The 21,671-nt window shown below is 32.2% G+C and carries 22 protein-coding genes; 15 read left to right on the forward strand and 7 right to left on the reverse strand.

Features of this window, described 5'->3' with window-relative positions; translation table 11 throughout:
• The 3 genes from ETU10_RS11160 to ETU10_RS05390 all read left to right on the forward strand — a co-directional run.
• On the forward strand, positions 1-578 hold a 578-nt coding region (locus ETU10_RS11160; RefSeq protein ID WP_317129702.1), incomplete at its 5' end, for a scabin-related ADP-ribosyltransferase.
• A 19-nt stretch (positions 579-597) separates the two neighbouring features.
• Positions 598-1,092 (forward strand): hypothetical protein, encoded by a 495-nt coding sequence (locus ETU10_RS05385; protein ID WP_146310472.1) that lies wholly within the window; start codon positions 598-600, stop codon positions 1,090-1,092.
• Positions 1,093-1,096: 4 nt separating this feature from the next.
• Positions 1,097-2,029: an ADP-ribosylglycohydrolase family protein gene (locus tag ETU10_RS05390; protein ID WP_146310474.1), complete on the forward strand. Its 933-nt coding sequence runs from the start codon at positions 1,097-1,099 to the stop codon at positions 2,027-2,029.
• Positions 2,030-2,069: 40 nt separating this feature from the next.
• Here the strand turns inward: ETU10_RS05390 and ETU10_RS11165 are convergent, their stop codons facing one another.
• Both ETU10_RS11165 and ETU10_RS05395 read right to left on the reverse strand, forming a co-directional pair.
• A complete protein-coding gene (locus ETU10_RS11165) occupies positions 2,070-2,240 on the reverse strand; it encodes a hypothetical protein (RefSeq protein ID WP_185145060.1) in 171 nt (56 codons plus the stop codon).
• A 2-nt stretch (positions 2,241-2,242) separates the two neighbouring features.
• Positions 2,243-3,784 carry a M20/M25/M40 family metallo-hydrolase gene (locus tag ETU10_RS05395; protein ID WP_146261935.1) on the reverse strand — a complete coding sequence of 514 codons (1,542 nt, stop codon included), beginning with the start codon at positions 3,782-3,784 and terminating at the stop codon, positions 2,243-2,245.
• Between the two features lie 107 nt (positions 3,785-3,891).
• On the opposite strand from ETU10_RS05395, the gene eco reads away from it, so the two are divergent.
• From eco to ETU10_RS05435, 8 genes are all read left to right on the forward strand, one after another.
• Positions 3,892-4,389: a serine protease inhibitor ecotin gene (gene eco / locus ETU10_RS05400; protein WP_185145380.1), complete on the forward strand. Its 498-nt coding sequence runs from the start codon at positions 3,892-3,894 to the stop codon at positions 4,387-4,389.
• Positions 4,390-4,606: 217 nt separating this feature from the next.
• Positions 4,607-5,893 carry a TolC family protein gene (locus ETU10_RS05405; protein WP_146261933.1) on the forward strand — a complete coding sequence of 429 codons (1,287 nt, stop codon included), beginning with the start codon at positions 4,607-4,609 and terminating at the stop codon, positions 5,891-5,893.
• 4 nt (positions 5,894-5,897) lie between these two features.
• Entirely contained in the window at positions 5,898-6,977 is a 1,080-nt protein-coding gene (locus ETU10_RS05410) for an efflux RND transporter periplasmic adaptor subunit (protein ID WP_146310476.1), read from the forward strand.
• A 6-nt stretch (positions 6,978-6,983) separates the two neighbouring features.
• A complete protein-coding gene (locus ETU10_RS05415) occupies positions 6,984-10,082 on the forward strand; it encodes an efflux RND transporter permease subunit (protein ID WP_146261931.1) in 3,099 nt (1,032 codons plus the stop codon).
• A gap of 43 nt (positions 10,083-10,125) precedes the next feature.
• Positions 10,126-10,809 carry a response regulator transcription factor gene (locus ETU10_RS05420; RefSeq protein WP_146261930.1) on the forward strand — a complete coding sequence of 228 codons (684 nt, stop codon included), beginning with the start codon at positions 10,126-10,128 and terminating at the stop codon, positions 10,807-10,809.
• Positions 10,806-12,152 (forward strand): sensor histidine kinase, encoded by a 1,347-nt coding sequence (locus ETU10_RS05425; protein ID WP_146310478.1) that lies wholly within the window; start codon positions 10,806-10,808, stop codon positions 12,150-12,152. Before ETU10_RS05420 ends, ETU10_RS05425 begins: the two co-directional genes overlap by 4 nt.
• 311 nt (positions 12,153-12,463) lie before the next feature.
• On the forward strand, positions 12,464-13,105 hold the full coding sequence (locus ETU10_RS05430; protein WP_146261928.1) for a DUF47 domain-containing protein: 642 nt from the start codon (positions 12,464-12,466) through the stop codon (positions 13,103-13,105).
• 9 nt (positions 13,106-13,114) lie between these two features.
• A complete protein-coding gene (locus ETU10_RS05435; RefSeq protein WP_146261927.1) occupies positions 13,115-14,179 on the forward strand; it encodes an inorganic phosphate transporter in 1,065 nt (354 codons plus the stop codon).
• Positions 14,180-14,194: 15 nt separating this feature from the next.
• Here the strand turns inward: ETU10_RS05435 and ETU10_RS05440 are convergent, their stop codons facing one another.
• Together ETU10_RS05440 and ETU10_RS05445 are read right to left on the reverse strand one after the other, a co-directional pair.
• On the reverse strand, positions 14,195-14,626 hold the full coding sequence (locus tag ETU10_RS05440; protein ID WP_146310480.1) for a nucleoside deaminase: 432 nt from the start codon (positions 14,624-14,626) through the stop codon (positions 14,195-14,197).
• A gap of 11 nt (positions 14,627-14,637) precedes the next feature.
• A complete protein-coding gene (locus tag ETU10_RS05445) occupies positions 14,638-15,528 on the reverse strand; it encodes an ion transporter (RefSeq protein ID WP_246118424.1) in 891 nt (296 codons plus the stop codon).
• A 216-nt stretch (positions 15,529-15,744) separates the two neighbouring features.
• On the opposite strand from ETU10_RS05445, the gene ETU10_RS05450 reads away from it, so the two are divergent.
• The 4 genes from ETU10_RS05450 to ETU10_RS05465 all read left to right on the forward strand — a co-directional run bounded on the left by ETU10_RS05450 (position 15,745) and on the right by ETU10_RS05465 (position 18,089).
• Positions 15,745-16,221 carry an Lrp/AsnC family transcriptional regulator gene (locus ETU10_RS05450; protein ID WP_146261925.1) on the forward strand — a complete coding sequence of 159 codons (477 nt, stop codon included), beginning with the start codon at positions 15,745-15,747 and terminating at the stop codon, positions 16,219-16,221.
• 90 nt (positions 16,222-16,311) lie between these two features.
• On the forward strand, positions 16,312-16,713 hold the full coding sequence (locus ETU10_RS05455; RefSeq protein WP_146292001.1) for a hypothetical protein: 402 nt from the start codon (positions 16,312-16,314) through the stop codon (positions 16,711-16,713).
• Between the two features lie 176 nt (positions 16,714-16,889).
• On the forward strand, positions 16,890-17,564 hold the full coding sequence (gene trmD / locus ETU10_RS05460; protein WP_146310482.1) for a tRNA (guanosine(37)-N1)-methyltransferase TrmD: 675 nt from the start codon (positions 16,890-16,892) through the stop codon (positions 17,562-17,564).
• Positions 17,565-17,582: 18 nt separating this feature from the next.
• Positions 17,583-18,089: a DUF2480 family protein gene (locus tag ETU10_RS05465; RefSeq protein ID WP_146310484.1), complete on the forward strand. Its 507-nt coding sequence runs from the start codon at positions 17,583-17,585 to the stop codon at positions 18,087-18,089.
• A 125-nt stretch (positions 18,090-18,214) separates the two neighbouring features.
• On the opposite strand, the gene ETU10_RS05470 is transcribed toward ETU10_RS05465, so the two are convergent.
• The 3 genes from ETU10_RS05470 to rsmG all read right to left on the reverse strand — a co-directional run bounded on the left by ETU10_RS05470 (position 18,215) and on the right by rsmG (position 21,471).
• On the reverse strand, positions 18,215-19,075 hold the full coding sequence (locus tag ETU10_RS05470) for a DUF2911 domain-containing protein (RefSeq protein WP_146310487.1): 861 nt from the start codon (positions 19,073-19,075) through the stop codon (positions 18,215-18,217).
• A 7-nt stretch (positions 19,076-19,082) separates the two neighbouring features.
• On the reverse strand, positions 19,083-20,768 hold the full coding sequence (locus tag ETU10_RS05475) for a glutamine--tRNA ligase/YqeY domain fusion protein (RefSeq protein ID WP_146310489.1): 1,686 nt from the start codon (positions 20,766-20,768) through the stop codon (positions 19,083-19,085).
• A gap of 85 nt (positions 20,769-20,853) precedes the next feature.
• Positions 20,854-21,471, reverse strand: coding sequence for a 16S rRNA (guanine(527)-N(7))-methyltransferase RsmG (gene rsmG / locus ETU10_RS05480; RefSeq protein ID WP_146310826.1), 618 nt, complete (start codon positions 21,469-21,471; stop codon positions 20,854-20,856).
• Between the last annotated feature and the right edge of the window lie 200 nt (positions 21,472-21,671).

Below are 21,671 nucleotides of genomic sequence, written 5' to 3' on the forward strand. Positions count from 1 at the left end.
AAGCAAAAAGTATTCACTCGCGCGAGACAAAAGTAAGCGCAGAGTTAGACTACAATCGTTTCCGTTACTACAATCCCCAAACTGGACAATACATCTCCAAAGACCCCATCGGACTACTTGGAAATAATCCGAATGTCTATGCGTATACGCATGACTCCAATACGATGGTCGATCCATTTGGATTGGATTTAATTACTGTATATAGATTTGATAGAAGATCTCCTGATGTGATAAAGGCGGAAGGTGGATTTAACGCAAAATCTCCGAATGCAAATGTTGATTTATTAGATTATGCCAAAAATAACACTCCTTCTCAATATATCTCTACTACCTATGATATAAACAGTGCTATAAATTTTGGTAATGATTACTATAATGGAGAAGGATATGTTTATAAGATTCAGGTTGATGACTCCAAAGGAGTAAATGTCAATGAAGTTTTAGGAGCTAAAAGTCCATATCCTCTGGAAAAGGAATTTTCGGTCATAAATAAAATACCTAATGAAAATATTATAGGTCATACTCCTGCTAAAGATATCAAAAATCCTAATGATATTAAATGGCTTTGTCCTTATTAATACATGTAATCTAATTAAAATGAATAATAAAGAAAATTTTAAATGTTTTAATATAAAAAGTTTGAATTTTCAACACAAGATACTTGATGCAAGTATTAATATTTGGACTGAAAATATAGAAAATCCTACAATATATGATATTGTTGAAAATAAGAAATATGAATTTCAGGGGAAATATGAAGTATTCTTTTTAGAATATCATGATGAAACTGGAAATTCGCTTAAAAATTATTCTGATAGAATTGGTAGTGCCTTTTATGGGCTTTGTATTAAGATAGAACAAATAGAATTAAAATTATTAATTAAGGGATGTGTTTTAAGTAATTATATAATTCCTCGACTACAATATTCTATTTATACTACTCATTTAACATTAGGTAAAAGGATTGATAAAGAATTTGTAAGAATCAATCTTTTTGATCCAGAAGAAGATGTAAATCAAATAGCAACTGTCCAAGAACAGAAAGCATATTACAATCAATGGTTAAAAAGTATAGAAGGCTTACCTTATTAAGATTATGGAAAAAAGCTTATTAAAAGATATACTTTATGGAGTATTAATAGGAGATTCATTAGGAGTACCTTATGAGTTTAGGACTAGAGAAAACATGCATAGAAACCCAGCTCAAGACATGGTTGGTTATGGGACACATAATCAGCCTCCAGGAACCTTTTCAGATGACGGGTCTTTAACATTATGTTTAGCAGATTCAATTATTCAAAACGGATATAATATAAAAGATATAGCTAAGAAATTTATATTATGGCAAGATGCAGGATATTGGGGTGCACATAATCAAGTTTTTGACATAGGTATAGCAACTAAAGAAGCAATATATAATCTAAAACAAGGGATTAATCCAATTTTGGCAGGAGGGAATGATGAATATTCAAACGGAAATGGATCTCTAATGCGCATATTACCTCTATTATTAATACTAAAAGATATTCAAGACCCAAAAGAAAGATTTAAAATAGTTAGTGAAGTTTCTTCTATAACACATGCACACATTCGATCAATTATAGCATGCTTTTATTATCTTGAATTTGCAATGCTTCTAATAAAAGATAAAGATATAGAGGAAATATATTTTAAATTACAAAACCACATCTCTAATTTTTTACTAGAACAAAAAATACCATCAAAAGAAATAAAGAAATTTGATCGCCTTTTACAAAATAAAATATTTGATTTAAAAGAAGAAGATATACAAAGTAGTGGTTATGTTATTGATACATTAGAAGCTAGCATTTGGTGTTTATTTAAAACACAGAATTATAAAGATTCAATACTAAAAGCAGTTAATTTAGGAGAAGATACAGATACTACAGGAGCGGTTACAGGGGGATTAGCTGGTTTATTATATAGTCATGAAAGTATTCCTCAAGAATGGTTATTAAAATTAGCCAGAAAAAAAGAAATAGATAATATGATTAATAAGTTAGAATAACCGAAAAACACCAACCCTAAAGGTTGGTGTTTTGTTTTAATTAATACTTATTTAGCTTGTCCAAGAGTTCCCATTCGCTTTTAGGGATCAGCTCTAAGAGTAAGGACAAAAGCAAAAAAAACTCGTCCCTGTTTAAAGAATTCCCAGGGTCTAAAATAGCCACTTTCATAGCTTTAATAAGCGCCTGAATGGTATTAGTAATTAAAAACACAATTACTGCATTAATTCTTTAAAATAAGCAATCATTTTACTGTAATTATCGATAGAAATATGTTCATTCTCATTATGAATGGTTCTTTGTTCAAATTGATTTACCATAATTGGCATGAAACGATAGATATTATTACTTACAATTTGATATTTGTAAGCATCTGTTCCTCCAATAGTAATATAAGGAGAAATAATAGCCCCAGGGTAAATTTTATTTACCGCACTTTCAATTTTTTTAAACCCGTCAGTTTGAGAGGAAGAAATTTTTGAAGGTTCTCTTGAAGAAATTGTTTTAATATTAACTTTATATCCTTTGCAAAGATTTTCAACATGATCCATTACTTGCTTTACCGTATTCCCGGGTAAAATTCTAAAATTAACGGTGATTTCAGCAGTTGTTGAAAGCACATTAGGAGCATCACTACCTTTTGCCATTGTAATGGCTGTAGTAGTTCTAACTAAAGCATTAGATGCAGGTGTTTTGGAAAGAGATTTAATAAGTACCGGCTGTAACAACCATTGGTTTGCAATAGCCATTCTTGATGTAAAGCCCATTTCTCCCCCTACATTCTTCAAAAAATTATTAATAGGTTCAATAATTTCAGCATCCATTTGCGTAGAATTTAAAAGTTCAATAATCTCAGCGGCATAGACTAAAGAACTCTTTTCTGGGGGCATAGAAGAATGACCACCAATTCCCTCTACTTCAATATTTAATGTTAAAAAGCCCTTTTCTCCAACCCCAACTAAAGCCATTGGCTTTCCAATAGATTCTAAGATGGAATGAGGAGCAATTATAAATCCACCTTCATCATATACCGCTTCAAATTCAATATTTTTACTTTTAAAAAATTGTGCAATGTTTACAGCGCCTTGCTTACCACTTACTTCCTCGTCATGTCCAAAAGCAAACCAAAGATCTTGTTCCGGCTCAAATCCTTCCTTTAATAGTTGATCTGCAGCTTCCAAAATAGAAAAAAGCATACCTTTCATATCCAACGTACCTCTACCATATATTCTACCATCGACAACAGCACCAGAAAAGGGGGAATAATCCCAAGAATTTTTATTTTCTTGTATAGGGGCAATCGGTGTGTCCTTGGGTTGAAAAATTATAGGAGAATTTTTAATAGTATCTAGATCATAACCCGTTACAGGCACTACATCATAGTGAGAGAGAAATAAAATAGGTTTTTTGGTAGAATTTTTACCTTTCCAGTGAAAAACCAAACCGTAATTATTTATAGTTGTAGTTTCAAGACTGTTATAAACTCTAGGGTAAGAATCTCTAAGGTACTGTTTAAATTCATCAAAAGGTTTGAAATTTGTTTCTTCATAATCAGTCGTACTTATAGTAGGAATTCTAATTCCGCCGGCTAATCTTTGTAAAGATTCATCCATGATCGAGATAGTTCCACTAGTCTTATCCTTTTCTTGAGATTCAACAATTTTTTTGAAAGGATAAGTATAGGTTTTAATAATTAAAATTAAAAAAAGCACAAGGGCTAAAATAGCAATGCCTAAGAATATTTTGGATAATTTCATAAGTTAAATTCAGTGTTTGAATTTGTTTCAAAATCAAAAATTAGTCCACTTTAAAATATTTAGTACAATTATTGCCCATAAATAAGAATAAATTTAAAAATAGAATGATGAAATTATTTAAAGTATTCTTGATATTTACTTTTGTAGGTATAATCTTAATGTCATTTACAAAACATGAAAAAATGAAATTTAATAATAACGATCCTTATAAAGAATTAGGTAACTTTCCAGTAGCTGGTGAAGGTATGACACGTTATGTGATTTTTTTGAAAAAGAAATCTAACGAAAATGATTTTAAGATAGAATTAATACCTGGTAAGATTATGAATGTAGATTGCAATTTCTACACTTTATTGGGGAATATGGAAGAAAAAAATTTAGACGGTTGGGGGTATAATTACTACCAATACACAAGTTCAGGAGAAGCTATGTCAACCATGATGGCATGTCCAGAACAAACGAAAACGAATAAGTTTGTAGCAGGTAAGTCTATATGGGTAGATTATAACAGTAAATTACCCATAGTTATCTATGTACCTAAAGGTATAGAGGTTAATTATAAAATTTGGAAAGCAGGTAAAGAATCATCTGCAGAAGAAAAATAAAATTAAAAAAGAGAAAGTGATTTCACTTTCTCTTTTTTAATTTCGTATAATCTCTCTATTTTAGTATTATTCAATTCTATTTCTAAAGAGAAGATTATTTTTATAAAAAAACATATTTTCTAATCTACTTCTAATCTACTTCTTAATTAAAATTAATTTATATCAAAGATCGTATTAATGGGAGAAAAATAATTTTGTAAAAAATTGATCCCGTGTTATGCGCAAGTACAAAATTTTAATACTATTACTACTAATTATTCAAAGAATTTCAGCTCAAGATTCCAGAGTAATTAAGATGACTCCAGAGCAAATAGAAGCCCAATTTCTAGATCAAAATTTGGAGCTTATTGCTGAGAAAATGAATATAGATATTGCTGATGCTTCAATCATTCAAGCAAAGTTGTGGGAAAATCCATCGTTTGAGTTAGGGGATGTTAATTTATGGACAACCAAAGCTCAGAGAAATACAGAAGAATTATCTCCAATAATTGGGAAATCTTTAAGAACACAATTTTCATTAGAACTTAGCCAGTTAATACAAACGGCTAGAAAAAGAGGGAAATTAATTAATAGAGAAAAAGTTTCTAAAGAAATAGCAATTCAAGATTTTGAAGATGTGCTTAGAGGTTTAAAACTTGAATTAAGAACTTCCATTCAGGAAATTATATATCTACAGAATTACCAAAAAATATTACAGCACCAAGAAGATCTCTTAAAAGGTTTGATACAAGCCTACAAGAATCAGGTTCAACAGGGAAATATTGCCAAGAATGAATTGGTAAGATTGCAATCCTCCTTATTGGAAATAAGTAACGAATTGTATGAAGTAAAAACAGAGTTTAACGAACAACAGAAAACACTTAAAACATTATTAAATTTTCAGCCTGAAGTATCTATCGAAATTGAGGAGACAACGGAAAAATTATTAAAAGATCCGCAAAACATACACTTAGAGCAGTTATTGCAAAATGCTTTAGAAAACAGAGCAGATGTTAAAAAAGCAAATTTGCAGATTGATTACTCAGATAAAGATTTAATTTACGAAAAAGCCCAACGAGTGCCAGATATTACTTTTTCAGCCAATTACGATAGAGCCAGTGGAGTATGGAAAGATTACGTAGGATTCGGATTAAGTTTTGACCTACCACTATTAAACAAAAATCAAGGGAATATAAAAGCTGCCCAATTTGCCAAAAAACAAAGTGAGTTTATGGCTGTACAACAAATGAATTTAGCCCAGCATGAATTGGTAGAGGCATATAATAATTACGAAGAAACTTACAAGCTTTCCAAAGAAATTGAAAAAGAAGATCTAACAAAAGATCTAGATTTTATGATAGATGCTTACACCAGAAATTTAAAAAATAGAAACATAAGCATGGTAGAATATATGGACTTTATGGAAGCATATAAAGAAAATAAACAAACCATGTTAACCATCAATAAAAATATGTTTATACAATTTGAAAATCTACAATACGCAGCAGGCGTTGAACTAAAATAAAATTATGAAAAGAATAACAATCTTATTAGCAACCCTTTATTTACTAGGTGCTTGTAGCAGTAAATTAGAAAATAACGAAACAGCAGAAAAACAAACCATAAACCAAACATTTCTAAATAATTTAAAAACAGTTCGTGCAGAATTAAAACCACAAGAAGAAGATTTAGTACTCACGGGTAAAGTAGAATACAATCCAGACAAAGTAGTGGAATATTCACCCTTGGTAAATGGAGTTATTACACAAACCTACTTTTCTTTGGGAGATAAAGTAAATAAAGGGCAGGTCTTAGCCAACGTAAAAAGTATGGAAATCAATTCTCTACATTCAGAAAAATCATCATTGCAGGCAGAATTGGCAACGGCTCAAAGAGAACTAAAAAGTGCAGAATCTATGCATAAAGATAGCATGTTGTCCGATGCAGAATTGCAAGAAGCACGTTCAAAAGTAATGCAAGCCCAAGCAGAATTAAGTAGAGTAAATTCAGATATGTCCGTAACCGGATCTAACAAATCAGGAGGTTTCTCCATCGTGGCTCCTATATCAGGATATATCGTTACTAAAAATATTGCCCCAGGAACCATGGTAAGCCCGGATTCTGATCCATTATTTACCATAGCAGATTTAAATCAAGTTTGGATTACCGCTAATGTATATGCAAGCAATCTAAAATTTGTAAAAGAAGGGATGCCGGTAGATATGACAACCCTTTCATATCCAGGAGATGTGTTTGTTGGTAAAATTAATCAAATATCTCAAGTATTTGACTCAGAAGAAAGGGTTCTAAAAGCAAGAATAGTAATGGATAACCCTGATTTATTGTTGAAGCCCGAAATGGCTATGATGATAAAACTCAAAAACAATACAGAGAATTTAAAGGTTGCTATACCTATGAAAGCTTTAATTTTTGATGAGGATAAGGACTTTGTTGTAGTAAAACAAGGCGCGGATAAGTTTGTAATTAAAGAAGTAAAATTACAAGGGCACAATGGAGATACAGCTTACCTACTTTCAGGGCTAAAGGAAGGAGATGAAGTTGTAATTAAAGATCAATTGCTTATCTATTCACAACTAAAAAACAAATAAGAATTTATGCACAAGTTTGTAGAAAAATGTATAGCCTTTTCATTGCGAAATTCCATTCTAGTTTTATTTTTAACCGTACTTTTATTTCTAGGAGGAATTCTTTGTTACTTTAATACCCCTATAGAAGCATATCCGGATGTAACCAATACTCGGGTAAGAATCATTACCCAATGGCCGGGGAGGAGCGCAGAAGAGGTTGAAAAATTCATTACTCTCCCAATCATGAGGGAAATGAATACGATACCTAAAAAGACAGATGTAAGATCTACTTCATTATTTGGATTATCAGTAGTAACGGTTTTATTTGACGATGGAGTGGATGACTTTTTTGCACAGCAATATGCCTCTAATCGAATGCAGGGTATAGATCTGCCCGAAGGAGCAGATGCAAGTATTGAACCGCCTTCCGGTGCTACAGGCGAAATTTACCGCTATGTAGTAAAGAGCGACCTACCTATAAAAGAAGTAGCGGCATTAAATGAATGGGTAATTGAAAGAGAATTATTATCAGTCCCTGGAGTTGCAGATATCAATAGCTTTGGAGGAGAAGAAAAGATTTATGAAATTAAAGTAAACCCTATTGAACTTGCCAATTATGGACTATCGCCGTTGGAAGTATATGAAGCAGTTGAAAATAGTAATATAAATGTTGGAGGAGATGTTATTCAAAAAGGAAATCAAGCTTATGTAGTACGAGGAATAGGATTGCTAGATAAGATTGAGGATATAGAAAATATTCTAATTGAAGTTAAAGGTAGCACACCTGTACGAGTAAAACAAGTAGCAGAAGTAAGTGTTTCCGCTAAACCACGTTTAGGACAAGTAGGATTGGATAATGAAGATGATGTAGTACAAGGAATAGTTGTAATGCTGCGAGGAGAAAATCCGGGGGAGGTTATTAAGCATCTTAAAGAAAAAATTACAGAGTTAAATGAAAGAATATTACCTAAAGATGTTAAAATTGAACCATTTATTGATCGAACAACACTAGTAGATTCAACGGTTCACACCGTAATGAAAAACCTTATAGAAGGAGTTATCTTAGTATCTATAGTCGTATTTATTTTTCTCTTTAATTGGAGGAGTACCCTTATAGTTGCAACGGTAATCCCCTTGTCATTCCTATTTGCAATTATAATGTTAAGAATACAAGGGCTTCCGGCAAACTTAATTTCTATGGGAGCTTTAGATTTTGGACTTTTATTGGAGGGAACCTTAGTAATTGTAGAAATTATATTTGTATCTATGGCTAAAAGGAACGAAGAATTAGGAGATCAACGTTTTCTTAAATTAGCCAAAGGAGGATTGATTAAGAAAAGTGCTGGAGGAGTAGCCTCTCATATCTTTTTTGCTCAAATCATACTAGTAGTTGCATTATTTCCAATATTTTCTTTCCAGAAAGTAGAAGGCAAAATGTTTTCCCCTTTAGCGTTTACTTTAGGTTATGCACTATTAGGGTCTTTAATATTAGCCCTTACATATGTTCCGGTAATGTGTAAAGTATTGTTAAACAAACCCATTAAAGAAAGAACCAACCGAATAAGCAGATTTTTTACAACCAATCTCTATCGCATATACGCATTTGCCTCTCGTTACAGGAAAGGAACGATTCTAAGCTTTTTAGCATTATTAATTTTATGTTTGGTACGTTTTAGTTTTTGGGGAACAGAATTTATTCCAAGTATGAATGAAGGCGCAATTTATATAAGAGCAACTTTGCCCAACAGTATAAATTTAGATGAATCAGTTCGTATTACCAAAGAAATGAAAAAGAAGCTGAGAAAATTTGACGAAGTTAAATTTGTGCTTACCCAAACCGGAAGACCCAATGACGGTACAGATCCTACAGGTTTCTTCAATATTGAATTTCATGCAGAATTAAAACCTGAAAAAGAATGGAAAAGGAAAATTAAAAAAGATGAATTAATCAATCAAATGAAAGATTCCTTAGACATTTATCCAGGAACTATTTTTGGATTTAGTCAACCCATCCAAGACAATGTAGAAGAATATGTTGCAGGAGTAAAAAGCGCCTTGGTGATTAAAATTTATGGAGATGACTTAAAACAGCTGGAGAAGCTAGCAGATCAAACAGCCAGTGCAATTGGCAAAGTTAAAGGAGTAGAGGACGTCAATGTTTTTAGAAGTATAGGTTTGCCAGAATTACAAATCAAATTATCAGAATCTAAAATGGCACGTTATGCAGTCTCCATGGCAGATGCACAAGCTGTAGTTGAAATGGCAATAGGAGGGAAAGCAGCAACTAATTTCTACGAAGGAGAAAGAATATTTGATGTTCGTGTACGTTTTCAAAAAGAATTTAGAGAAAACGAAGACCAAATTGGAGAGATATTAATCCCTACCATGGATCAAAAATATGTTCCACTGAAAGAAATTGCAGATATACAATTTGTCTCAGGACCAACCTTTATTTACAGAGATGGAAGTAGTCGTTATGTAGGAGTAGGATTTAGTGTAAGGGATAGAGATTTAGGCTCAACCATAGCAGAAGCACAGAAAATTGTAGATAAAGAAATAAAATTAGACCATGGAAATAAAATGGTATGGGCAGGAGAATTTGAAAGTCAGCAGAGAGCAACCCATCGCTTAATGATAATTGTTCCATGTGCATTATTGTTAATTTTATTTCTACTTTACATGAACTTTCATACATTAAAAGACACTCTAATTGCTGCTAGTGCAATGCCTTATGCGTTCATTGGAGGATTTATATCTCTATGGGCAACTGGAACAGTTTTTGGTATTTCTGCCGGAATTGGATTCATTATCCTATTTGGAATTACTGCTATAGATAGTATATTGCTTATAGCATTAATGAAAAACACGATGCAGAGAACCCATAATTTAAAACTAGCGATAGACAGTGCTGTGAAAAGTAGAGTTCGCCCTGTGTTAATGATTGCTTTAATGGGGTCTATGGGATTATTGCCTGCAGCGATGTCCAACGGTATGGGGTCCGAAGTGCAAAAGCCACTAGCGATAATGATTGTAGGGGGGATAGTTGTTTGTATGCTATTGTCATTCACAGTATTACCTCAAGTCTTTTATTTTGCCTATCGGAAAAAAGATAAAAGTAAAAATTAATATATTTACTATACTGTAAAAAAATAATTGCCAGATTAGAAATATGGAATTGCTATTAGTAGAAGACAATAAAAAAATCAGCCAGTTTATGGTCAAAGGATTAGAAGAATGCGGTTTTGCTGTAACCTTGGCTGAGAATGGAGTGCAAGCAAGAAAACTATTTTTAGAGAAGATATGGAACGTAATTCTTTTAGATATTATGTTGCCGGATCTGGACGGCTTGGAACTTTTGCAGTATTTAAGATACAAAAAAATAGAAAGTCCAGTGTTAGTCATTAGTGCATTGGGCGATCCGGATGACAAAGTTAAAGCATTAGAAAAGGGGGCGGATGATTATTTATCCAAACCCTTTCACTTCAAAGAATTAGTAGCAAGAATTCAAGCCCTCAATCGTCGAGCAAACCTTAACTATCAAGTTCCTACTCACAGCCTCAGTTGTGCAGATTTATATTTAGATCTAGAAGCACATAAAATTACTAGAGGAGATGAGGAAATTATCTTAACCATACAAGAATTTAAGCTCTTAAAATTTCTAATGGAAAATAAAGATAAAGTATTAACACGTACACAAATTTTAAGTGCCGTATGGGGAGCTCATTACGACACCAACACCAATGTAGTAGATGTGTATATATCCTACCTTAGAAATAAAATAGATATTGAAGGTAAGCCCAAACTTATTGAAACCGTAAAAGGAAGAGGTTACAAAATAAATTCAATTCAATGAAAGTACAAACCCGTTTAAGCTTATTAAGTTCGGCACTTTGGGGAATTGTATTTATTGTTGTATCCATACTTATATTTAGTTTATATAAACAAAATATTGAAAAATCAGTTTATCATAATTTAGAAAAAACGGCACAAATTATTGCTTTTTATTTTTTTGAAGAAGACGAAATTTCTTTTAAAGAATACGAAAAAATAAAAAAACAATACGAGAATCTTTCCAATGCTTATTTTCAAGTTTATGACAAGAATAATCATTTAGAATTTGGATTGAAAACCCCTCAAATTCCAGTAGAAATTATAGATGAAATTCGTAACAAAGGTAAATTAACCTTTAATATACCAGGTTTTTTATGTTACGGAGTTTATTATAAAGATAACCAAGGAGATTTTGTAATTATAACCAAAGATAAAAAAGACGAAGTAGTAACCAATTATATTAAACCATTGTGGTGGATATTAACTTCTGCCTTTGTGGTAGGTATGTTGGCAACAATTCTTTTAAATTTATGGATATCCCGACTAGCTTATAGACCGATTAGGGAAACCATTAAGCAAGTGAAAAACATGTCTCCCAACTCCTTATCTCTATTAAAAAGCTCAAAAATAAAAGATGAAATTTACGATTTAACCGATACTTTCAATCAGTTGCTACAACAGATTTCCGATACATTTAAAATACAACAAAACTTTGTAAGTTATGTCTCTCACGAATTCAAAACCCCTTTAGCAGCAATACAAGGAAATTTAGAAGTATTTTCCTTAAAAGATAGAACCCCCGAAGAGTATAGAGAGCTTAGTGATCTACTTATTGAAGAAATCAGGCAATTGGAAGAGATTTTAGACATTTTATTAATTGTTTCGGATTTAAGAAAAAATACAGATATCGCTGAAGTTATACATTTAGATGTATTGATTGAGGAAATCATACGTAAGGTTTGTGAGAAATACCCTTCTGCATCCCAACAAATCAAGTGGGAAAAAATGATAGACGCTGAATTCAAAGATTATTTACAGATTAACATAGACCGCACCCAGTTATTTATGGCCTTGTATAATTTAATTGAAAATGCAGTAAAATTTTCGCAAGAAAATCCAGTGGAAATAGTTTTGTACTGGGACAATGCATTGTATCTTTCTATAAAAGACCATGGTATAGGTATTCCGGAGGAACATATGGGAAATATTATACGTCCTTTTTTTAGGGGTAAAAACGCGCAGAATATTCCTGGTAAAGGAATAGGTTTATCCATTGCATTGCGAATTCTGGAAAAAAATAAAGTGAAGTATCAAATTAACTCTAAAGAAAATGAGGGCACAGAATTTCTTCTAAGATTTACTTAAACATATTTTTGATTACTAAAGATTCTGATGGATGTAATTCATAAAAATTTACAAACATTTAAATATTTATTTAATCTCACTCATTTAATTTCTAAGATTGAACGAATCATCAATCACTAAAAAATTCAAGAATTCAAAAAAATCGTAGATATAATTAAACGCGTAAAAAATAAATTTTTTCTGTTTATTATATATCCCTGAAAGCTTTTAGAAATTTTTTATTAGAAAGGAACTTATTGTGAGTGTTTTGTATTCAATTAAAATCAATATATTTGCTACACATATAAGAGAATTGAATCTATAAATCAACTATGAATATTAGTGCATTTTTCAGGTTATTTCAACCCAAAGACAAAGTATTTTATTCTTTGTTTGAACAAGTAGCCGATAATTTGGCAGCCATGTCTAAAGATTTGGTCGATGGTCTAAAATCAGAAGAAGCCATTACCGAAGGGTTTTATAAAAAAATGGAAGATTACGAGCATGCTAATGATAAATTAACACACAACATTTATATTGAATTGGGGAAAAACTTTATAACCCCTTTTGATAGAGAAGATATCCATCAATTAACTTCATCTTTAGATGATATTGCAGATTTTATTTATGCATCAACCAAATATATATTGTTATATAAATCTCCGGTCATGCCTTGTTATAGTTCTTTTGCAAGCATTATCAATGATAGTGTTCTTGAATTAAAGAAAGCAATTTATGCTATGAGAGATTTAAAAAAGCCCAAGGAAGTATTCGCACATTGCGTAGAAATAAATAGAATGGAAAATATGGCAGATGATCTATTCAGTAAGGAAATCAGTGCCTTATTTGAAAGTAATAAAGAAGTCTTAGACATTATTAAAATAAAAAGCATTTTAGAATATTTAGAAGACGTTACTGATAAGTGCGAGAAATCTGCAAATATTATTGAATCCATTTTAGTAAAATACTCATAATTTTTTTTAATGACCTTACTAATAACCATTGTAGTATTAGCCTTAATTTTTGATTATATCAATGGATTTCATGATGCGGCTAATTCCATTGCAACAATTGTTTCCACTAAAGTTTTAACCCCTTTTCAAGCAGTCTTATGGGCCGCATTTTTTAATTTTGTAGCATACTTTGTCTCCTTATATATCATAGGGGAATTTAAGATCGGAAACACCATAGCCAAAGCTGTACATGAAAATTTTATAACTCTTGAAGTGATATTCTCTGGTTTAATTGCTGCAATTACATGGAATTTATTTACTTGGTGGGCAGGAATACCCTCATCATCCTCACACACTCTAATAGGTGGATTTATAGGAGCAGCAATCGCACATGTGGGAGGTTTTTCAGAAGCAGGGAATGTAGTTATCAATTATCCTGTAGTAATTCCAATCATACTTTTTATTTTCGTTGCTCCATTGATTGGGATGATTATTTCTTCAATTATTACTTTACTGATCATGAACATATGCAGGAAAGCAAATCCTTATAAGGCCGATCAATGGTTTAAGAAATTACAACTCGTTTCCTCAGCAGCCTTTAGTATCGGTCATGGAGGCAACGATGCACAAAAAGTTATGGGGATTATTGGGGCAGCCTTTATTTTTTATGAAGTAAATGTAGTTCATGCAGCAGAATATGTAAACCTTTCCACTTCTGAACGTTTTCAACATTTTACCATTGATTATTGGTGGGTTCCCATAGCAAGTTTTGTAGCGATTGGATTAGGAACCATGTCTGGCGGATGGAAAATTGTTAAAACTATGGGGACTCGTATAACTAAAGTTACTCCTTTAGAAGGAGTAGCAGCAGAATCCTCAGGTGCAATTACATTATTTTTAAGTGAATATTTAGGTATACCAGTAAGTACCACCCATACCATTACCGGGTCAATAATTGGAGTTGGTTTAGTAAAAAGAGTATCGGCAGTACGTTGGGGAATAACCATAAAACTTTTATGGGCATGGATCTTAACAATTCCTGTTAGTGCAATACTTGCTATGATAGTTTATTGGATTGTTAAGTTATTTATATAAAAGCATTAAATAAATTCATCTTCTTAGTTTAAAGAATTCCTGAAGTAATTCAGAGCATTCATCTTTTAAAATACCAAATTCATAGGTTGTTTTGGGATGCAAAGAAATATTTTTAGATATAAATCCTCGTTTTTCATCCGAGGCACCCACTACAATTTTATCTATTTGTGACCAATACAAGGCACCTGCACACATGACGCAGGGTTCTAGGGTTACATACATAGTGCATTGAGTTAAGTATTTAGCGCCTAAATAGCTACTTGCCGCAGTTATGGCTTGGATTTCAGCATGAGCAGTTACATCTGTTAAAGACTCTGTTAGATTATGCGCTTTGGCTAAAATTAGATTATTGGATACAACAACAGCTCCTACAGGAACTTCTCCTTTATCAAAGGCAATTTTAGCTTGTTCAATTGCAATCTTCATAAAATATTCGTGGCTAAGCATAAGTGAAATTATTAAGGATTGTCGGTAGTATTTAAATTTTCATTCAAAAGATGTCCGCATCGTTTACAATATATAGCATCAACCTCATGATTTTCAGCCATACAATACCTGCAAACCTGAGTGTTCTGTTTATAAATTTTATTTCTTCTATATTCAACAGAGAGAAGTCCGGCAGGTACTGAAATTATTGAATAACCTAAGATCATGATTCCCGAAGCAATAATTTTACCTAAAACAGTGTGGGGAGCAATGTCTCCATAACCAACAGTAGTAAGTGTTACAATTGCCCAGTACATAGATTGCGGAATGCTAGAAAAATTTTCACCCTCAATCACATACATTAAAGCGCCTAATATTAAGGTAATTAGTAAAATAAAATAAAGAAAAACAAAAATTTTCCGTTTACTATTTTTTAAAGTAATTAACATAGTATTACTCTCATCAATGTAATTGGCTAATTTTAAAATCTTAAATACTCGAAAAAGTCTAAAAATTCTTATAATAGCCAAATAATGAGATTGAATAAAAAAGATGCTTAAATAAGTAGGTATAATGGTTAATAAATCAATTAAACCATAAAAGCTTGTCATATATTTCCATCTGTTTTTAACGCTAATAAGCCGAAGAAAATATTCAATAGTAAAAGAGATAGTCACCCACCAATCTAAGATATAAAGCCAAAAGCCAATTTCATTGTTTATTTTTGAAACACTTTCAAGCATTATTATAAGAGTGCTAAGCGAAATAAAAAATAAAAGTATAATATCAAAAATTTTACCTTTTACCGTATCGGATTCAAAGATAATTTCGTGCAGTTCATACTTCCATTTTAAGGAGCCATTAATTTGATCAGGAGTAGAACCGTCAAAAAATAATTTTATTTTTCTTCCAATTTTTTTCACAATGGGTCAGTAGCGGTAATTATTTAGGTTTTAAGTATTATGCACAAATATAAAAATAAATTGATGTAGACATAATATAGGGATAATTAGACACTTTTGTTAATTAATTTATAAATTACTTGTAATTTATAGTAATAATTTGATAAAGGTTAGAATAATTTTATATATTTGTACCATTACATAAGAAAAATAACAAAAAAAATAAAGCGTTTCATTATGAAAGAAAACTTTTATATAGATGATACAGACAAGAGAATCTTAAAATTTCTATCGGTCAATACAAGAATGCCATTTACAGAAATAGCAAAAAAAATGAATGTTTCTGCCGGTACTATACATGTAAGGGTTAAAAAAATGGAAGATGCAGGGGTGATTAGAGGAACTTCTTTAAATATTGATTATTCAATTTTAGGGTATGGGTTTATTGTTTATGTAGGAATTCTTCTTACTAAATCAAGTAAAACACAAAGTGTTTTAGAAAAATTAGCTTTAATACCTAATGTAACTACTGCAAATGTGATTTCAGGAAAATATAATATTTATTGTAAAATCAGTGCAAAAGATCCTCAAGATGCAAAGAATGTTATTTATAAAATAGATGATATTGAAGATGTATTAAGAACTGAAAGTATGATTTCTTTAGAAGAAAGTTTGAATGATCAAAACCGATTAATGGATGCTCTATTTCTCTAAAAATATTTTTTAAAAGGAACGTATTAAAAATAATACAGAAATTTTCTGTATTATTTTTTTTATATTTACTTAACATTAAAAAATATTTTTATGAAAGAGGAAGATTCAATTTTTGGTAAAAGACCTAAGGAATATTTTGTAGTTAAAGAAAAAAAATCCTTAGGCTTTTTAATGGCTTGTTTATATATGGGGTTTATGGGTTTAATACCTATAGTACTTGCCTATTTAGGTTTTAAAAAAATATATTTTCCTTCAGCTCCACTTTGGTTTTTCGGGATAAATCTTTTTTTTGGAGTATTAATGATATTAGGTTCCTATTGGTCTTACCACTTTAAGAAAAATGGTATTTACCTATTTACAGCAACTCTAATTTTAGATATTCTTTTTCATTTGTTCTTAGGATTTGAAGAACTAGACGCCATACATGGGTTGTATTTTTTTATAGGTTTTGCTTTAGTTCCCATCATCCCAAGATGGAAATACTTTAAATAAACAATTATATTAAGGAAGTTTGAATTTTAGTTTAATAATTATTTAAATCTTCATTATAATTTAAATAAATCTTATTTTTTAGATATTTGTAAATATAATTAGTATATAAAATCACGAGTTAAAAAAGATAAAAGATTGATTTTAAACAAAGATTTAGATATTTTAGTTAAACAAAAATGAGGATAGATATTATAAGTGTACTGCCAGATTTGTTGAAAAGTCCTTTGCAAGAGTCTATAATGAAACGAGCTCAGGATAAAAATAGAGTAGAGATATACGTACATAATTTGAGAGAATTTGCCAAAGGAAAACATAAGCAGGTAGATGATACTCAATATGGAGGAGGTGCCGGAATGGTAATGATGATAGAACCTATAGATCTATGCATTTCCCAATTAAAACAAGAACGGCACTACGATGAGATTATTTACATGACTCCGGATGGAGATACCCTAAATCAAAAAACTTGCAATTCCCTATCACTAAAAAAAAATTTAATGATCCTATGCGGTCATTATAAAGGAGTAGACCAGAGAGTGAGAGACTTGCACATAACTAAAGAGATATCCATTGGAGACTATGTGCTGAGTGGGGGAGAATTAGGCGCTTGTGTGTTGGTAGATGCTATTGTAAGGTTATTGCCCGGGGTTTTGAATGATGAGACCTCTGCATTGTACGATTCATTTCAGGACAATTTATTAGCTCCACCGGTGTATACACGACCGGAAGAATATAAAAATTTAAAAGTACCGGAAGTTTTGCTCAGCGGAAATTTTGCAAAAATTGAAGACTGGAGACATGAAATGTCTTTGCAGCATACACAAAAGAGAAGACCCGATTTATTGGAATAATAAATAAGATAGACTTTTATGAGTGATATTGTAAACAAAGTAGAAAAAAGTGGACTAATAACCATAGATTTAGAGGATTTTTACCCTACTGAGCCTAGAAAAGTATTCGATTTAAAAGAATTTCTGTATCAAGAATTAGTACTTAAAGAAAAAGATTTTAGACAAAATTTAAAAGATTTCAATTGGGAAATTTATAAAAATAGCTATGTAGCCATTCATTGTTCATCAGAGGCGATTATTCCCTCCTGGGGATATTTGCTGGTGGCAACTTATCTTACCGATATAGCTAAACATATTTCTTTCGGATCTTTAGAAGAACTGGAAAGAGATATTTATACAAAATTCATTCAAGATTTTGATGTTACCCCCTATAGGGATAAAAAAGTAATAATTAAAGGTTGTTCAGGAAAACCAATTCCTCAGAATGCATATGTACAATTGGTACAAAAATTAAAACCCGTAGTTTTTTCATTAATGTATGGAGAGGCTTGTAGCACAGTACCGCTTTACAAGCAGAAAAAATAAAAAAGCATGCTCCAAAAGATCCTATGATTGAAGCATGCTAAAACTTATTATCTATATAAAGAACGATGTGCAAATATAAGATATTTTATAGAATACTGAAATAAAAAGCACAATATTTTATCTTATTATAAAACTTTTTTCCAACCTTTAAGTGCGTTGGTGTTAAGTTTGATATATTCTTCGTTAGACTCTATTTTGGCTCCCTCTAAAGATTTTTCAGAAGATTCTATCGCTCCTTTAATGTCACCCAATTTCGCTTGTATCTGAGCCTTAATCCAATAATACCAATAAGGAGACTCACCTTGCTTTAAATCAATAGCTCTATTGATCCAGTTAAGCGCTTTTTTCATATCTCCGTTGGATCTTAGATAGTAATTTGCGGCAGCATAGTAAGCATTTGCATCCGCATTAGGATTAGATAAAATACCTTCTATGCTGGAATTTGCAATTTTTTGGGTTGGAACATTAAATTTAGCATCGATCAATGTTTGGTCCCACATCAGCTGTAAATGCCCCGAATTGTCGGAAAGATTATTAATACCAATGGTAAAAGTTTCAACTGTATCATTCAGTTGCTTAGTCGGAACTGTTATTTTTAGTGCAACCTTACTTTCATCCCATTCTTTAGGCACCCCCCAGTTTTCAGAATCTGAGTAAAAGATAAGATCCCATTTATTTTTGTGAGGGATGGTGTACAAAGCATATTTACCCTTAGGTAAATTTTGACCATAAAATTCTACATCATCACCAAATTGAAAAGTAGTATTTTCATTTGCTCCGGTTCTCCAAATTTTATTGTACGGCACCAAGTCTCCAAAAATAACCCTACCTTTTTTGTTAGGACGCGAATATTCAAACTCAACGTCTGTAAGCCCCACCATTTGTTCCACTTTCGCTTTTAAACTAGCTGCGGGAGCTTTAATTTCCTGTGCATAAGTAAATAAGGTAAATAGTAGTAGAGTAGTTAAAGAAATTATTTTTTTCATATGCCTATTATTTTTGATTAGCGATTTTACTCCAAGTATCTTTTAAACCCACCGTTTGGTTAAAAATGAGTTTTTCTTTCGTGGAATCTTCATCAACCACAAAATAACCCAAACGTTGAAATTGATATTTACTGCCAACGGCAGCATTAAGAAGACTAGGTTCAGCATATCCTTGAACCACCTGTAAAGAATCAGGATTCAAATAATCTAGAAAATCACCTTCCATAGAATCCGGAGATTCGACTTTGAAAAGACGATCATACATGCGTATTTCAATAGGAAGAGTTTGAGTGGCTGAAACCCAGTGTAAAGTACCCTTTACTTTTCTTAAACTCGCCTCTGTACCGCTACCGCTTTTACTGTCCTTGTTGTAGGTACAATAGATGGTTTGAATTTCTCCGGTCTCATCTTTGTCCACCCTTTCCGCTTTTAGAATGTAGGCACCTTTCAAACGAACTTCCCCTCCTAAAGTAAGTCGGAAGAATTTTTTAGGAGCCTCCTCCATAAAATCCTCCCTTTCAATATATATCTCTCTTGAAAAAGGCACTTCTCTCTCTCCACTCTCTGGGTTTTCCGGATTGTTTTCCACACGCACATATTCAATTTCTCCTTCCGGGTAGTTGGTAATAATTATTTTTACCGGATTTTTTACTGCCATAACCCTTGGAGCAATTTTATTTAAATGATTTCTAACAGAGAATTCAAGCAAAGAAAGGTCAATCAAATTTTCCCTTTTTGCAACGCCTACCCTCTCTAAAAAATCTAGGATCGCTTCAGGGGTATATCCCCTTCTTCTCATCCCCGAAATGGTAGGCATACGAGGATCGTCCCAGCCCGAAACATAGTTTCCTTCCACCAAACGCAAAAGCTTTCTTTTGCTGGTTAAAGTATAAGCCAAACTCATACGAGCGAACTCTCGTTGTTTACTTTTTACCGTACCCTCTTTGTAAACTTGGTTAATGAACCATTCGTACAAAGGTCTATGGTTTTCAAACTCTAAAGAACAAAGAGAATGAGAAATTTGTTCAATATAATCAGATTCTCCATGCGTCCAGTCATACAATGGGTAAATGCACCACTGATCTCCCGTTCGGTGATGAGATTTTTTTACGATCCTATACATGGCAGGATCCCTTAAATTCATGTTAGGAGATTTCATATCAATTTTTGCACGAAGTAAATGAGCACCTTCCTCAAATTCTCCCGCCTTCATTCTCCTTAATAAATCTAAATTTTCTTCCACACTTCTATTACGGTAAGGGCTTTCCACTCCCTCTTCGAAAGGAGATTTTTTTTGTTCCGCAATTTCTTCAGAAGTTTGGCTATCTACGTAAGCTTTCCCTTCTTTTACTAATTGTTCTGCCCAGTCGTACAATTGCTGAAAATAATCAGAGGCATAACATTCTTTATCCCATCGGTAGCCCAGCCATTCAATATCCTTTTTAATCGCATCCACATATTTTTGCTCCTCCTTTTCCGGATTCGTGTCGTCCAATCTTAGGTTTACTGGGGCATGGTATTTTTGAGCCAATCCAAAATTGATCCATATAGCCTTGGTATGCCCTATATGTAGAAATCCGTTAGGTTCAGGCGGAAAACGAAACCGAAGTTTATCTTTAGGAAACCCTTGAGCTAAATCCTCATCTATAATTTGCTCTAAAAAATTAGAGGTTTTTTTTTCTTCTTCGTGCATAGTGTATTAGGTATTGAAAAACAAATTTACATTATATTTTACCAAGAAGCGCAAAAATAAATAGTTAAAAGTAGTATATGCCGCTTCAATTTTCCAAGTAAACCACCTTCTTGGTTTCAAAAAAATCTTCCTCAAAAAAATTAGAAAGCGGATAAATTTTTGCCTTAGGGAATTCTTTTAACTCCTCTGTTAAATCCCCCCCCTTTAAATAAAGAATCCCGTTTTTTAAAGAATGCATATTTTTTTTTAGAAACTTGTTATGTGTCCAGTTAATAAAGGTAGGCATTTGAGTTACAGCCCGGCTTACTATAAAATCAAATCGATCGTCAATTTCCTCCGCTCGAGAATGCAGAGCCGTTACGTTGGTTAATGACAAAGCCTCTGCAATTTCTTGTACCACTTTAATTTTTTTTCCAATGGAATCTACCAAAACAAAGGAAGTTTCCGGAAATAAAATTGCCAAAGGAATTCCTGGAAATCCCCCACCAGTTCCTATGTCTAGCACCTTAGCCTTAGGTTGGAAAGAAAGTACTTGGGCTATTCCTAAAGAGTGCAAAATGTGCCTTTCACCCAAAAAATCAATATCTTTCCGGGAGATGACGTTAATTTTTTCGTTCCATTCTTTGTAAAGAGAAGGTAGCTTATTAAAAAGGTTTTCTTGCTTTTCAGTAAGGCAAGGGAAATATTTTTTTAAGGTTTGCATAGCCAAAGAGTATAAATACAAAAATAGAAAATTTAAAGCCAATAATTTCTATCCATTTTCAACGTTAATCTATTTATAGACAGAAGCTCAATTTTACGTTAAACTCTTAAGGAAACCGGCCATATTTCGGAGAATAAATTTATAAATGGCTCAATATAAAATTTATTTATTCCGTCCGTACCCAGGAGCTCCTTTGGAGG

Origin of the sequence: Apibacter muscae (assembly GCF_007845595.1) — a bacterium.
Classification (GTDB): Bacteria; Bacteroidota; Bacteroidia; order Flavobacteriales; family Weeksellaceae; genus Apibacter; species Apibacter muscae.